This is a genomic window from bacterium (assembly GCA_016703265.1).
Classification (GTDB): Bacteria; Krumholzibacteriota; Krumholzibacteriia; order LZORAL124-64-63; family LZORAL124-64-63; genus CAINDZ01.
This window is the reverse complement of sequence record JADJCK010000006.1, coordinates 278,331-292,586: the sequence shown is the minus strand read 5'-3', so window position 1 is coordinate 292,586 and position 14,256 is coordinate 278,331. Positions and strand designations below refer to the sequence as shown.

Sequence of the window (14,256 nt, the reverse complement as noted above, 5' to 3'; positions counted from 1 at the left end):
CCGCTGACTAGTCCAGCGCGAGGCTATTCGCCGCCGGAATTGCGACTGCGGTCGGCCCCGACCCACGCCGCCTTGATGTACTCGCGGCGCATCTTGGCGATGTTCTGGATCGAGATCTGCTTCGGGCACACGGCTTCGCATTCGCCGTGGTTCGAGCAGTCGCCGAATCCCTCGGCGTCCATCTGCGCGATCATCGCCAGTGCGCGACGGCCGCGCTCGGGATCGCCCTGCGGCAGCCAGGCCAGCTGGCTGATCTTGGCGCTGACGAACAGCGAGGCCGACGCGTTCGGGCACGCCGCCACGCAGGCGCCGCAGCCGATGCAGGTGGCCGCGTCCATGGCGTTGTCGGCCGCGTCCTTCGGCACAAGCACGGCATTGCCGTCCGGGGCCGAGCCGACGTTCGTCGAGACGAAGCCGCCCTTGCGCTGGATGCGGTCGAAGGACTCGCGGTTGACGACCAGGTCCTTGATCACGGGGAACGGCCCGGCCCGGAACGGCTCCACCGTGATGGTGTCGCCGTCCTTGTAGTGCCGCATCCGGATCTCGCAGGTGGTCGTGCCGGCATGCGTGCCGTGCGCCACGCCGCTGACGACCATGCCGCACGTGCCGCAGATGCCCTCGCGGCAGTCGCTGTCGAACTCGATCGCTTCCTCGCCCTTGCGGATGAGGTCCTCGTTGAGGATGTCGAGCATCTCGAGGAACGACATCTCCTGCTGGATGCCGCTCACTGTATAGTCGACGAACCTGCCCTGGGCCTGGCTGCGGGCCTGGCGCCAGATCTTCAGGTGGATTGTCATGCCTTTGCCGGCTGACTTGTCCTTGTTCGCGGAACTGTCGCTCATCGGACCAACCTTCCTCTACTTGTAGCTGCGGGTCTTCAGTTCGACGTTCTCGAACACCAGCGGTTCCTTGTGCATGACCGGTTCCTTGCCGGGGCCGGTGTACTCCCAGGCCGAGACGAACGCGAAGTTGACGTCGTCGCGCTTGGCTTCGCCCTCGGGAGTCTGGTGTTCGTCGCGGAAATGCCCGCCGCACGATTCCTCGCGCATGAGGGCGTCGCGGGCCATCAACTCACCCAGTTCGAGGTAGTCGCACAGGCGATTGGCCTGCTCCAGCTGCTTGTTCAGGTCGTTCTCGGTGCCGGTCAGCGCCAGGTCGTGCCAGAAGGACTCGCGCAGGCTGCCGATCGTCTTGATGGCTTCCTGCAGGCCGCCGGTGCTGCGCGCCATGCCGACCTTGTCCCACATCGTCCGGCCCAGTTCCCAGTGGATGTCGCGGACCGTGCGCTTGCCCTTGATCTTCAGCAGGCGACCCAGGTGCGCGCGCGATTCGTCCTCGACCGCCTTGAAGGCGTCGTGGTCGGCCTTGATCGCAGAGACCTTGGCGTTCGCCAGGTACGAGGCCACCACGCGCGGCACCACGAAGTAGCCGTCGGCCAGGCCCTGCATCAGGGCGCTCGCTCCCAGCCGGTTGGCGCCGTGGTCGGAGAAGTTGGCCTCGCCGGCCACGAACAGGCCGTCGATGGTTCCCTGCAGGTTGTAGTCCACCCAGAGGCCGCCCATGGTGTAGTGCGGAGCCGGGTAGATCATCATCGGCACTTCGTAGGGGTTGTCGCCGATGATCTCGCGGTACATGTCGAACAGGTTGCCGTAGCGGTCGCCCACGACGTTCCGCCCGAGACGCTTGATGGCGTCGGCAAAGTCCAGGTACACCGACTGCGGCGAGAAGTACGCGCTCTTGCCCTGGTCGCACTCGACCTTGGCGGCCCGGGCGGCGATGTCGCGCGGCACCAGGTTGCCGAAGGCGGGATAGCGCCGCTCCAGGTAGTAGTCGCGCTCGGCTTCCGGGATCTGGTCGGGCCGCCGCTTGTCGCCCGGCTTCTTCGGCACCCAGACACGGCCGTCGTTGCGCAGGCTCTCGCTCATCAGCGTGAGCTTGGACTGGTAGTCGCCCATCTGCGGCACGGCCGTGGGGTGGATCTGCGTGTAGCAGGGGTTGCTGAACAGCGCCCCGCGCCGGTGCGCGCGCCAGATCGCCGTCGCGTTGCAGTTGACGGCGTTGGTCGAGAGGTAGAACACCGGGCTGTAGCCGCCGGTGGCCAGCACCACCGCGTCGGCGGCAAAGCGCTTGAGCTCGCCGGTGGTCAGCTCGCGGGCGATGATGCCGCGGGCCCGCCCGTCGACAACCACCAGGTCGAGCATCTCGTGGCGCGGGAACATCTTCACGGTGCCGGCCTCGATCTGCCGCACCAGTGCGCTGTAGACGCCCAGCAGCAGCTGCTGGCCCGTCTGCCCGCGCGCATAGAACGTGCGGCTGACCTGCACGCCGCCGAAGGTGCGGTTGGACAGCGTGCCACCGTATTCGCGCGCAAAGGGGACACCCATCGCCACCGACTGGTCGATGATGCCCATCGACAGCTGGGCCAGGCGATAGACGTTGGCTTCCCGCGAGCGGTAGTCGCCGCCCTTGATCGTGTCGTAGAACAGGCGATGCACGCTGTCGCCGTCGTTCTGGTAGTTCTTCGCGGCGTTGATCCCGCCCTGCGCTGCGATGCTGTGCGCGCGGCGCGGCGAGTCCTGGATGCAGAAACTGAGGACGTTGTAGCCCAGCTCGCCCAGGGTCGCGGCGGCGCCGCCGCCGGCCAATCCGGTGCCCACGACGATGACCGTGAGCTTGCGCCGGTTGCCGCCGGGGGCGACCAGCGGATTGTCCATTTCATGGCGATCCCACTTGTCGGCCAGGGGGCCGGCGGGAATCTTGGCGTCCAGGACGCGGTTGCCCGTCGTCATCTCAATGACCTCCCGGCATGGCGTTCGGGTCGCCGCTGATGAACAGGATGACCGGCAGCAGGATGAAGCCCACCGCCAGCACGATCGAGAAGACCAGGGCCACCCGGGTCAGGATCGGCAGCCAGCGGTCGTTGGTCCAGCCGAGCGACTGGAAGGCGCTCCAGACACCGTGACGCAGGTGCATCCCGAGCAGGATCATCGCCACGACCGTGAAGGCCGTGAAGGCGGGATCCTTGAAGGCTTTGACCACGACGGTGTAGAGGTTCTTGGTGCCGTCGGGGTTCTTCGTGAAGGCGTTCCCGGCGTTGAACTTGAACATGAAGATGTGCGCGATCACGAAGACGGCGATGACCGCACCCGAGACGATCATCGAGCGCGAGGCCAGCGTCTTGCGACTGCGGCCGCCGGCGTTGCGCGCGTACTTGTAGCCCTGCTTGCGTGCCGCCATCTTGTCGGCCACCGCGACGGTGACGGCGGCGGCGATGTGGAAGGCGAAGATGACGATCAGCCCGGCCTCGAAGGCGTAGATGAGCCAACCGTGCACGGCGCTTTCCAGGAAGTGGGCGTAGCCGTTGAAAGCGTCCGGTCCGATGAACAGGGTGAGGTTGCCGAGCAGATGGACGACGACGAATCCGACCAGCAGGAAGCCCGTCAGCCCGGTGATCACCTTCTTCCCGACCGATGACCAGGCGACGGATCCGAATGAGGACATGGAGGCGCACTCCCGGGCTGAAGACGGAAGCTCGAAGATGAAGGATAGGCGAACATTACGCGCCGCCGGGAACCATCTCAACCGTTTTATGGCTTGTTGATTATGGTTCTCAACTTGTTGTCCTGCTGCGGGTAACGGGCCTTCAGGCATTCCGGAAGCAAATCGTCCCTTGCCCGCGGGAGCGCCCCGGGGAATGATGCGCCGCGTGGCGTCGACCGGCTGAACCGCGAACGAATGGAGCAGGTGCGTTGAGTCCGCGGACCAGCCTGCCGGCCTGGTGGCCGGCCCTCTTCGTGCTGCTGGTGACGGCCGCGGGGCTGGCCGTCTCCCTGGCGACCTCGCCGCTGGGCGACCTCGGCGTCGAGGCCGATTTTTTCGCCGAGCTGGCGCCTGCCGCGCAGGAACTGGCGGCGGGCCGATTCGCTGTCGCCAACCATCCCTTCAAGGGGCCGCTGCACGCCTTCGTGCTGGTGCCGCTGCACGCGGCGCTGGCCCCGCTCGATGTCGGCTGGTACCGCTCGGCCGTCGTGCTCAGCCTGCTGGCTGCCGCCGGCACGCTGCTGCTCGTGCACCGGCTCGCGCTGCGCCTGGCCGGACCGCGGGTCGCCGTCGTCGTGCTGCTGGTGACGGCCTCGGTGAAGGTGTTCTTCATCCACGCGCACAAGGCTTCTTCCGACCAGCTCTTCCTGCTGTGCGTGATGGCTTCGGTCGCGGCGCTGCTGCTGCGGCCGCCGCGACCGGCCGCGTGGCTGCTGAGCGGGGCCCTGGCCGGCCTGGCCTGGCTGACGCGGGACAACGGGATCGTGGTGGCGGTGTGGGCGGCGGCAGTGCTGCTGCTGCTGGATCCCTGGAGCCTGCCGTGGCGTCGGCGTGCGCTCGCGGTGGCCTGCGTATGGGCGGGATTCCTGCTTGTGGCCTCGCCGTGGCTGGCGGCCTCGCGGGTGCAGACGGGGCACTGGCTGGCCTCGCGCAACCTGCAGAACATCGTCGATGAATTCTACGGCGGTGAGCGCGCAGACATGGTGCCGCCGGGCGGCTTCCGCTCGCTGGGGCAGGTGGTGGCGCAGGATCCGGTGTATTTCGTCGTCCACTACCTCGGCAACCTGCCACGGCACCTCGGCCAGGATCTCGACCAGGTCACCGGCCGCACGTTCGGCGCCGTGGCGCTGGCGGCGCTGGCGCTGCTCGCGTGGCGACGTCCTGATCGGCGGCAGGTCGCCGTCCTCCTGCTGGGCGTCGTGATGTTCCTGGCGCTGGGGGCCGTCTTCCACCGGCCGCGGTTCTCGCTGCCGCTGGTGCCGGTGTGGGCCCTGGTGACGGCGCTCGGGATCGAGCGGTTGCCGCGCCTGCGTACGGTGGCGGCGGTCGCTGTCGTCGCGCTGGTGATGGCGCTGCACACGGGGCATATCGCCCGTGCCGTCTCCTTCTACGACCGCCAGCAGCCGCGGCACCTCTCGGCGGCAATCGCTGCGGCGCCGCAGTGGTCCGCCGGGGCCCGGGGGCGCGACGGCCGCCCGGCCGTCCTGATGGCGCGGAAAGCGCACCTGGCCCACTACGCGGGATTGCGCTTCGCGGCGTACCCGGCCATGGCCCGTGACCAGCAGGACCTGGTCGACCGTGCGCGCGCGGGCGGCGCGACCTTCCTGGCGGTGGGCGCCATCGAACGGGAATACCTGCCGGACGCGGCAATGCTCGACCACCTCGACAACCTGTCCGGCGTCAGCGTGGCCTGGCGCGATGCCCAGACGCTCGTCTATCGCGTGGATGCGGCCGCAAGCGGCGGCGATTGAAGCGCCGCCAACGCCACGCGATGGAGCAGGTCGACGCCGAGGGGCAGCAGCGCATCGTTGAAATCGTAGCGCTCGGCGTGCAGCCCGGGCCGGCGACGCCCGGCGCCCAGGCCGAACAGTGCGCCGTGCCCGAGGCGCGCCAGCACTCCGAAATCCTCCGACCAGCGGAACGCGCTCTCGCGCGGGCGGGCGAGGGGCAGGCCGGCGGCGCGGGCCGCCTCGCGCACGAGTGCCACCGCCTGAGCGTCGTTCCAGGTCACGGGGAACACTTCTTCCCAGGCAAGCGAGCCGGTGAGCCCGTGCCGGCGGGCCGCGGCGCGGGCCGCGGTGGCCGCCCTACGTTGCAGCGAAGCCAGGGCTAGATCGTCATCCGCACGCAACGTCGCGAGCAGCTCGGCATCGCCGGGCGCAAGGCCGAAGGCCGGTTCGCCGAGGCGGGCGTGGGTCACGGTCACCAGCTCGAGCGCATCGCCTTCCGACGGCGGCAGCGTCACCAGCGTCATGATCAGCTCTCCCAGCGCCTGGTCGGGCGAGCGGCCCTTCCCGGGCTCCGCCGCATGGGCCGTGCGGCCGCGCAGCCGCACGCGCAGCCCGGCACTGCCGGCAGCGAACGCGCCCGGCCGCACCAGCACGCGCCCGAGGTCGTAGCCCGGCAGGTTGTGCAGCGCGAAGAGCCAGTCGGGCCGCAGTCGCGACAGGCGCGGGTCCGCGACAACGGCGGCGGCGCCGGTTCCTGTCTCCTCGGCCGGCTGGAAAAGCAGGACCAGGCGCCCCCGCGCCGGCGCCTTCACGGCCAGGCGACGGGCCACTCCCAGCAGCATCGTCATGTGGCCGTCGTGGCCGCACTTGTGGGCGATGCCGGGCGTGCGCGACCGGTAGGCCAGGTCGAGGGTCTCGGGCACGGGTATCGCGTCGAGTTCGGCCCGCAGCAGCACCGTCGGGCCGGGAGCGGTGCTGTGCGGTTCCCAGACGGCGGCCACTCCGTGGCCACCGAGGCCGGTCAGCAGCTCGCCGGGGCCGCAGGCGTCCAGCTCCGTCGCAACGAAGGCGGCGGTGGCGGCCTCGGCGCCCGACGGCTCGGCCAGCGCGTGCAGGCGATGCCGCAGCGCCGTCAGGCGACGGTCACCCATGCTGTTCCGGCAGCGGTTCCGGTGATGTCGCCGCCATCACGGCAGCGTGGCCCCGCCGTGACCACCGCTGCCGCACCCGCGCCAGGCGCCAGCCCAGGATCGTGAAGATCCAGTAGAAGGTCGGGATGGCGGCCAGGATGAGTACCGTGCTCGACCCCAGCCCGCCGATGGACGACAGGGCCAGGTTCTCCCAGATGTCCTTCCCGGCCGCGGCGTCCTTCTTGTACAGCAGGGGCAGCATGCCGGCGATGGTGGTGCCGCTGGTCAGCAGGATCGAGCGCAGCTGGATGCGCACGCCGCCGCAGACGGCCCGCTGCAGGATGTCACGGCGCAGGGTCGCCGGCAGCCGCCACAGGTCGTAGCCGCCCAGGCGCCGACCCGTCCGCACCTGGCCTTCATCGTCACCGGCGGGCACGCCTTCGAGCGACACGATCTCGCGCACCTGCAGCCGGAACCGCTCGATCAGCAGGATGGCGTTGTTCACCACGACACCGAACATCAGGATCAGGCCGATCTTCGCCGAGGAATCGAACTCGGCGCCGGTCGCCCAGAAGATGCCGGCCACGCCCACCAGCGACATCGGCACCGCCAGCATCACCAGCATCGGCAGCAGGAGGCTCTCGAACATGGCTGCCAGCACCATGAAGATGAAGGCCGCGGTCAGCCACAGGGTCTGGCGGAGCTCTTCCTGCTCATCCTCGGTCACCTGCTGTCCGCTGAGATCCTCCGCGGTGTAGCCGTAGGGCAGGGTGATCCCGGCCACGATCTCGTCGATGAACTGCCGCCGCATGCGGTCGGTGCCGATGTACTCCCAGTTCACCATCTGGCTGTAGCGCTGGTCGTGCCGCTCGATGGAACTGATCTCCGGCCGCTGCTCCAGCGTGACGACGCGCCCGAGCTGCACCTTCTGCCCGCGGCTCGTGGTCAGCGTGCGCCCCAGGATCTGGTTGTACTGGATCTGGTCCGCATCGGCGTAGGTCAGCATGAGGCGCTGGTCCTCGCCGTCGAGCACCATGTGCCACGGCGTCTCGACGCCGAGCAGGCGCCGGATATGCCCCATGATCTCGGCCATGCTGAGCCGATGCGCCGCGAGGGCCTGGCGGTCGAGGACGACCACCGTCTCGTCCGTGTCCGACCGGCTGAACTGGTCGCCGCTGGTCAGCCGCGCGTTGCGTACGCGGCGGTTGCGCTCGAGCCGCGCCAGCACGCCGTCACTGATCGCCTTCAGTTCCTTGCTGTTGTAGCCGGTCAGGCGCACGGTCGAATTGGCCATGCCGCCGCCGCGGCCGCCCTTCATGTAGGGGTCGCCGAAGCCGTTGATCCAGATGAACATGCCGCCGAGTTCCTCGGCCAGCACGATCACCTTGTTGCGGAACAGCTCGGGATAGGCGCTCTGCAGCAGCGGATCCTCGAACTCGATGAACATCCAGGCGCGGTTGCCGGCGGCGCCGCTGCGCAGGTGGGCGCCTTCCGGCAGCGGCAGCACCTCCGACTCGAACAACCGGATCGTCTCGCTCGAGAGCTTCACGTCCGTGCCGGTCGGCTGCTCCAGGTAGACGATGATCTGTTCCTTGGCCTGGGGGCGCCAGAACCCGCCCGTGCGGATCTTCTCCTTGAAGATCCAGACCGTGCCGGCGCCCAGCGCCACCGTCAAGACCAGCGGCACATACCACAGCTTCAGGTTCAGTCGCGTCAACGAGTCTGCATAGGCGACGAAGGCGCCTACGGCCACGAGCAGGCCGGCGCCGCCGCCCACCCACGGCAAGGCGCGCCGCATCGTCGACGCTTCCTTCCAGAAGAAGATCACCGCGAGCGTGGCGAGAGCCAGCAACAGCGTGCCGGCGAGCCAGCGCCACAGCAGCGGCCAGCCCGACAGGCCGAACTCGTCTGCCGCCGCCTCGCTCTGCCGCAGTTCGCGTTCGGCTGGGCCGCGCAGCGAGACCGGGATCCAGGCGAAGGCCACCAGGATGGAGGCGAGCATGGCAATGCCGACGCTCACAGCCAGCGGCACGTAGAACAGCGAAAGGCGATCGGTCATGAAGATGAAGGACAGAAATGCCACCACGGTGGTCAACGTGGTGGCCATGATCGGGAAGGCCACCTCGCGCGTGCCCTCGAGCAGGGCCGCGCGGCTGCTGGCGGCGCGACCGCCGGCCAGCCGGCGGTGGATCGCGTCGAGCACGAGGATGCTGTTGTCCAGCAGCATGCCGAAGCAGACGGTCAGGCCGCTGATGGTGATGAAGTTCACCGAGACGCCGAAGAAGTAGAACATGGACAAACAGATCACGATGGCCAGCAGGATCGAGACGATGACGATGGCGACCAGTCGCAGGCGCCGCAGGGCCACGGCCAGCATCAGGAACAGCAGCAGCAGGATTACCAGTGAACGGGAGACCAGGTCCCGCAGCTTCTCCTCGAGGTCGGCGCCCTCGTCCTGGTCCACCTCGAACGTCACCGGGAAGGGCGCGTCGGCCGAGATGCGCGGCAGTTCGGCGCGCAGGCGCCGGCTGATGGAGATGGAGTTCTGCCCGCTGCGCTTGGTCACCAGCAGGGTGACCACGTTCTCGCCGCCGATGCGGCTGTAGTAGGCGATGTCCTCGAACGAAGGCTCGACTTCCGCAACGTGTCTCAGCGTCACGGGCTGGCCGCCGGTGATCGCGAGGACCGTGCCGCCCAGCGCGCGGGCACTGGCGGTGTCCCGAACGCTCACCGACAGCTCGCGACCGCTGCGGCGTATGGCGCCGGCCGGCGCCAGGTCGTCGAGCGCGTCCAGTCGCGACGCGACGACGTCGGCGGTCAGCCCGTAGCGCTCGAGCTTCTCGAGATCCAGGCGGACCTTCAGCAGGGGGCGCGCGCCGCCGCGCAGTTCCGCGTCGGCCACGCCCTCGATCGACAGGAACCGCGGCACGATCCAGGTCTCCGCGCGGTCGCGCAGTTCGTTGATGTCCAGGGGCGAGACCAGGCTGACCGAGAAGAAGTCTTCGGTGCGTACTTCCTGCGGCACGTAGGGGCGGATGAACGGCTGTCCCGACTGCGGGGGCAGCGTGCGCCGGACGGCGCCGAGGCGTTCGGACAGCTCCAGTCGCGCGAACTCCATGTCGGTGCCGCGCTTGTACTTCACGGTGACGGTGCTGAGGTCGTGGCGTGAGGAGGAGTCGATATCCTCCACACCGTGGCAGCCGGCCACGGCGCCTTCGATCGGGAGGGTCACCGCGCGTTGGATCGCGCTCGGCGAGGCACCGTTCCACGAGGTGACGATCGACAGTTCCGGCAACTCGCTGTCCGGCATCGCCTCGATGTCGAGGTGGGGCACGGCGTAGATGCCGGTCACCAGCAGGGCGCCGAAGAGCATCATCGTGGCGACCGGGTGGTCGACGGCAAAGCGGATCATGTCACCGTCCCCCCGTCATTCGTAGCGCTTGTCGGTGCGCCGGTGGATGATCTCGTAGAGGGCGGGCGTCATGAACAGCGTCAGGATCGTCGACAGGCCCAGGCCGCCGATGATCGTGATCGCGAGCGGCCGCTGCATCTGGTCGCCGGTGCCCAGGCCCAGCGCCATCGGGAACAGGCCGACCAGCGTCGTCACGGTCGTCATCAGGATCGGCCGCAGGCGCCGCGAACTGGCCTCCATGATCGCCGCGCGCCCGCCCAGGCCCTCGGCCCGCAGGTCGCGGATCGTGGCCACCTTGACGATGGCGTCGTTCACGTCGATGCCCAGCAGCGCGATCAGGCCGATCAGCGACATGATGTTCAGCGACTGGCCCCACATGGCCAGTGCCGCCAGCGCGCAGGCAATGCCCACGGGCAGCACGGCGGTGATGATGAACGGGTCGAGGAAGCTCTCGAACTGCGCGGCCAGGAGCATGTAGACCAGCAGGCACGACAGCAGCAGGGCCCAGCCCAGGTCGCGGAAGCTGGAGTTGATCTCCTCCTGCTCGCCGCCGGTGATGAAGGCCACGCCGTCAGGCACGGAAAGACCGGCCAGCAGGGGCTTCACATCGGCCCACACCTCGGAAACGGACCGGCCTTCCACGTCGCCGCTCAGCGTGATCTGGCGCCGCTGGTCGCGACGCACGATCTCGCGCACCGGGGTTCCTTCGCTTTCGCGCACGAACGAGGACAGGGGCACGGCCTTCCCGTCCGGCAGCTGGACCGGCGAGGCCAGCACCAGTTGCAGGTCGTGGCGCTGTTCACGCGGCAGGCGCACGGCGATGTCGATGCGCTGCTCGATCTCGTTGTAGGTCGTGGCGACGGTGCCCTGGATGCGGTCGCGCAGCTCGCGAGCCAGAACGTCGGGCTCCAGGCCGAAGCGCAATGCCTTCTCGCGGTCGACGGAGATCTCGATGGTCGGGTTGCCCAGCACCCGCTCCATGTTCACGCTCGCGAGCCCCGGCACCTTGCGCAGTCGCGGCAGGAGGTCCTCCGCGACGACCAGTGCGTCGGCCGGCTTCTCGGCCACCACGCCCAGCGTGAAGGAGGCCTCGCCGCTGGCCATGATCTCGCGCAGGCCCACGCCTTCGTCGGCGTAGGACCAGGTAGCGCCGGACACGGCCTGCAGGCGCGGCTGCAGGCGTTCGCGCACCGCCTCCAGGTCGCGCAATCCGTGCCGCGTGGGCTTGAGCATGACGCGCAGGCGCGCCGTGTTGGCCGCGCTGTATTCCTTCAGGCGCGCCAGGGTCCGCTCGGTGACACCCACCTGCGTATAGACCGAGGCCACCTCGGGCTGGCGCGCCAGGAATGCGGCCAGTCCCGCCGCCGTGCTTTCGGTCCACTCGAGCGGCGAGCCCGCCGGCAACTCGAGCGCCATCGTGAAGTCGCCCCGCGTGCGTTCGGGCATGAACGTACGCGGCAGGCCGAAGCCGAGCCAGGCGGCCACCGCGACGCCGGCGACCAGGCAGGCGAGGAAGGGCGCCTTCCGCTCCAGCACGCGCTCGAGCGCCGTGTGGTAACGCGCCGCCATCGCCTCGTAGGCGCGGTCGAACGGGCGGAAGAAGGCCGCCGGCTGAGCGCCCGGCGCCCGCAGGATGTAGGCCGAGAGCATCGGCTGCAGGAGGATGGCCGAGAGGATCGACACCATCAGCGAGATCGTCACCGTCAGCGCCTGGTCGCGGAAGAAGGCGCCGGCAATGCCCGGCACGTAGATGACCGGGAAGAACACCGCCACCGTGGTCAGGGTGGCGGCCACGACCGGCATGGCCACCTCGCGCGTGCCCGCGGCGCATTCATCGGCGATATTCGTGTCCCTCTTCAGGCCCAGGCGTCGGTTGATGTTGTCCAGGACGACGATGGAGTTGTCCACCAGCATGCCTGCCGCCAGCGACAGCCCGCCGAGGCTCATGAGGTTGAGCCCCACCTTGGCGAAGTAGAGGAAGGCGAAGGTGGCCAGCACGGAGACCGGGATGGCCAGGCTGACGACCACCGGGCTGCGCCAGTCCTTGAGGAACAGGTACAGGACGACGAAGGCCAGAAGCGAGCCGTAGAGCAGCGAGCTCTGCAGGCCGCTGAAGCTCTCCTGCACGAAATCCGCGTCGCGATAGATGAACGAGTGGCGGAAGGCCGGGTACTGCCCCGAGAGCACGCCCAGCACCCGGTCGACCTCCTCCGTGGTGCTGATCGTGTTCTCGCCGATCTCCTTGTAGAGGTGCAGCGAGACGACCTGGCGGCCCGCGGTCAGGGTGAAGCCCTCGGGCTCCTTGATCGTGTCGACGACCTCGGCAATATCGCCGATCGTGATGCCGGCGCCGGCCGTGGGGATCTCGGTTTGCCGGATCTCGTCGAGGTTCTCGAACTCGCCGAGGATGCGCAGCGGCAGGTGCAGCGGACCCTTGCGGATGCGGCCGCCCGGGAAGCTGATGTTCGCCACGCGCAGGGCGTTGCTGAGGTCGGCCATGGTCAGGCCGTACAGCCGCATCTTGTCGAAGTCGGGCCGCACCAGGATCTCGCGGTCGGCGCCGCCGACGATCTCGGCCTGGCTCACGCCCTGGATCTGCTCCAGCGCCGGCTTGACCACCTCGCGGGCGAACTCGGTCATGCGCTCGAGGGGCTCGTCACCTTCCAGGACCATGATCCCGATCGGCCTCGCGCTGGGATCCCAGCGCAGGATCAGGGGACGGTCGGCGGCTACCGGAAAGTCGTCGCGGTACGAGACACGGTCGATGGATTCGCGCAGGTGCAGGTTCGCGAAGTCCATCTCCGTGCCCCAGTCGTACTGCACGGTGATGGTCGAAACGCCCTCGCGCGTCTTCGACACCACGCGTCGCACGCCGGCCAGGCCGGTGATCACTTCCTCCAGCGGCTGTGTGACCAGGCGCTCCAGGTCGTCGGCAGGGGCGTCGGCGTAGTTGGTGATCACCGTCAGGTTGGGATAGTTGATGGCCGGCAAAAGGTCGACGGGCAGGCGCTGGCGCGCCTGCCAGCCGATCAGCACCAGGCCCAGGAACAGCATGAGGACGGCGACGGGACGCCGGACCGCGGCGGTGATCATCAGCGCTCCGCGCTTCCGTCGGGCAACGAGCCCGCCGCGAAGTCCCAGCGGTCGTCTGGCGGCAGGCGCTTGCGCACCGAGATCTTCGCCTCGTGCGCCAGCGTCAGGTGGTCACTGACGATAACTTCCTCCTCGGCCTCGAGGCTGCCGCCGCTGTGCACGGCGAGGATCTCGACCCACTGGTCGTTCTCCAGCCCGGTATCCACATAGAGCCAGCGCGCGCGGTCGTCCTCGCGCTTGAACACGAGCGGACGGTTGTCGCGCACGAGGATCGCATCCTTCGGCACCAGCAGGCGATCGCGGTAGACCACGCCCGCGATCTGCGCGCGGACGAACATGCCGGGCCGCAGGCGCCCCCCGGGGTTGGTGAAGCGGACCAGCACCTCGCACGTGCGGCTGGCCCCGTCCAGGGTGGGGGAGATGACGTCGATCTTCGCGCGCAGCGTATCGTTGGTCGCGGCCACCGCCAGCAGGACCGGTCGTCCCGTCTCCAGGTGGCCCAGGTCGGCCTCGAGCACGTTCACGGCGGCCTCGAGGCGGTCGTTGTTGAACACCGTGCAGACCTGCGTGCCGACGCCGACGATTTCGCCGGTCACCATCGTCAGGCCCTGCACGACACCGTCGAACGGCGCGCGGATCTCCGTGTATTCGAGGTTGAGGCGGGCGCGTTCCTCGGCCAGCCGCGCCTCGGCCAGGCCCGTGCGCTGCTGGAACACGGCCTCGCGGAAGGCACCGTCCTGCAGGGCCCGCTTCTCGAGGCTGAGCAACTGTGCCTGGTGCTCGTCGCGCGTCAGTTCGCCGCGCTCCAGCGCCGCGGCCAGCTTGTCGCGCTCGGTCACGAAGGCGCCGGCCGCCGTCGGGTTGGTGCTGAAGGTATCCGACTCGGCCGCCATCTGGCTGAGCGCGGCAAGGTGGCGGTAACGGCCTTCCTCCAGCGCGATCTCGTATTCCCGAGGGTCGATGCGGGCCAGCAGCTGGTTCTTCCGGACGCGGTCGCCGTCCCGCACCTTCACGTCCTGCAGCTGCCCGCCGACCTTGGTCTTGACGCTCACCGACCGCGGCGTGCGGATGGCGCCGTCGGCGTACACCGGCAGGACCAGGTCGCCACGGCGCACGGCGCCGACGTTCACCTTGATCGCCTTCTCCTTGGCCGGCTCCTCGTCGGCCTCGGCTGCGGCGCTGGTGTCGGCGGCAGCGGCCGCCGTCGAATCGGCGGCGGCGCCGTCACCACCCTTCCGGCAGCCGCCCACCAGTACGGGCATGCCCAGCGCCAGCAGCAGGAGCGCGGCCACGGCCGGCGCGGCGGGAATCGTCAGGGTACGAACGCGCGACATGATAGACCTTCCGTCGG

Annotated in this window: 8 protein-coding genes; 1 reads left to right on the top strand and 7 read right to left on the bottom strand. The window is 69.0% G+C overall.

What is annotated here, in order from left to right; translation table 11 throughout:
* Positions 1-23: 23 nt before the first annotated feature.
* The 3 genes from IPG61_13010 to IPG61_13000 are packed head-to-tail and all read right to left on the bottom strand — an operon-like array spanning position 24 to position 3,501.
* The gene (locus IPG61_13010; protein ID MBK6734976.1) at positions 24-797 is read right to left on the bottom strand and encodes a succinate dehydrogenase/fumarate reductase iron-sulfur subunit; all 774 of its coding nucleotides are present in this window, start codon (positions 795-797) and stop codon (positions 24-26) included.
* A 60-nt stretch (positions 798-857) separates the two neighbouring features.
* On the bottom strand, positions 858-2,789 hold the full coding sequence (locus IPG61_13005; protein ID MBK6734975.1) for a fumarate reductase/succinate dehydrogenase flavoprotein subunit: 1,932 nt from the start codon (positions 2,787-2,789) through the stop codon (positions 858-860).
* Between the two features lies 1 nt (position 2,790).
* On the bottom strand, positions 2,791-3,501 hold the full coding sequence (locus tag IPG61_13000; GenBank protein ID MBK6734974.1) for a succinate dehydrogenase cytochrome b subunit: 711 nt from the start codon (positions 3,499-3,501) through the stop codon (positions 2,791-2,793).
* 248 nt (positions 3,502-3,749) lie between these two features.
* Between IPG61_13000 and IPG61_12995 the strand changes: the two genes are divergently transcribed.
* The gene (locus IPG61_12995; GenBank protein MBK6734973.1) at positions 3,750-5,291 is read left to right on the top strand and encodes a glycosyltransferase family 39 protein; all 1,542 of its coding nucleotides are present in this window, start codon (positions 3,750-3,752) and stop codon (positions 5,289-5,291) included.
* On the opposite strand, the gene IPG61_12990 is transcribed toward IPG61_12995, so the two are convergent.
* Genes IPG61_12990 through IPG61_12975 form a run of 4 tightly spaced genes read right to left on the bottom strand, consistent with a single transcriptional unit; the run spans position 5,255 to position 14,239 of the window.
* The gene (locus IPG61_12990) at positions 5,255-6,421 is read right to left on the bottom strand and encodes an amidohydrolase (protein ID MBK6734972.1); all 1,167 of its coding nucleotides are present in this window, start codon (positions 6,419-6,421) and stop codon (positions 5,255-5,257) included. The genes IPG61_12995 and IPG61_12990 overlap by 37 nt on opposite strands.
* Positions 6,414-9,812, bottom strand: a complete 3,399-nt coding sequence (locus IPG61_12985) for an efflux RND transporter permease subunit (protein MBK6734971.1) — start codon at positions 9,810-9,812, stop codon at positions 6,414-6,416. The genes IPG61_12990 and IPG61_12985 overlap by 8 nt, the downstream gene beginning before the upstream one ends.
* Before the next feature lie 15 nt (positions 9,813-9,827).
* On the bottom strand, positions 9,828-12,905 hold the full coding sequence (locus tag IPG61_12980) for an efflux RND transporter permease subunit (GenBank protein MBK6734970.1): 3,078 nt from the start codon (positions 12,903-12,905) through the stop codon (positions 9,828-9,830).
* Positions 12,905-14,239, bottom strand: a complete 1,335-nt coding sequence (locus IPG61_12975) for an efflux RND transporter periplasmic adaptor subunit (GenBank protein MBK6734969.1) — start codon at positions 14,237-14,239, stop codon at positions 12,905-12,907. The genes IPG61_12980 and IPG61_12975 overlap by 1 nt, the downstream gene beginning before the upstream one ends.
* Positions 14,240-14,256 lie beyond the last annotated feature (17 nt).

What these genes read in the sequence shown, in the direction of transcription:
- IPG61_12985 (MBK6734971.1), bottom strand. Translation starts at nt 9,812, where the DNA reads ATGATCCGCTTTGCCGTCGACCACCCGGTCGCCACGATGATGCTCTTC.
- IPG61_12980 (MBK6734970.1), bottom strand. Translation starts at nt 12,905, where the DNA reads ATGATCACCGCCGCGGTCCGGCGTCCCGTCGCCGTCCTCATGCTGTTC.
- IPG61_13005 (MBK6734975.1), bottom strand. Translation starts at nt 2,789, where the DNA reads ATGACGACGGGCAACCGCGTCCTGGACGCCAAGATTCCCGCCGGCCCC.
- IPG61_13010 (MBK6734976.1), bottom strand. Translation starts at nt 797, where the DNA reads ATGACAATCCACCTGAAGATCTGGCGCCAGGCCCGCAGCCAGGCCCAG.
- IPG61_13000 (MBK6734974.1), bottom strand. Translation starts at nt 3,501, where the DNA reads ATGTCCTCATTCGGATCCGTCGCCTGGTCATCGGTCGGGAAGAAGGTG.
- IPG61_12975 (MBK6734969.1), bottom strand. Translation starts at nt 14,239, where the DNA reads ATGTCGCGCGTTCGTACCCTGACGATTCCCGCCGCGCCGGCCGTGGCC.
- IPG61_12990 (MBK6734972.1), bottom strand. Translation starts at nt 6,421, where the DNA reads ATGGGTGACCGTCGCCTGACGGCGCTGCGGCATCGCCTGCACGCGCTG.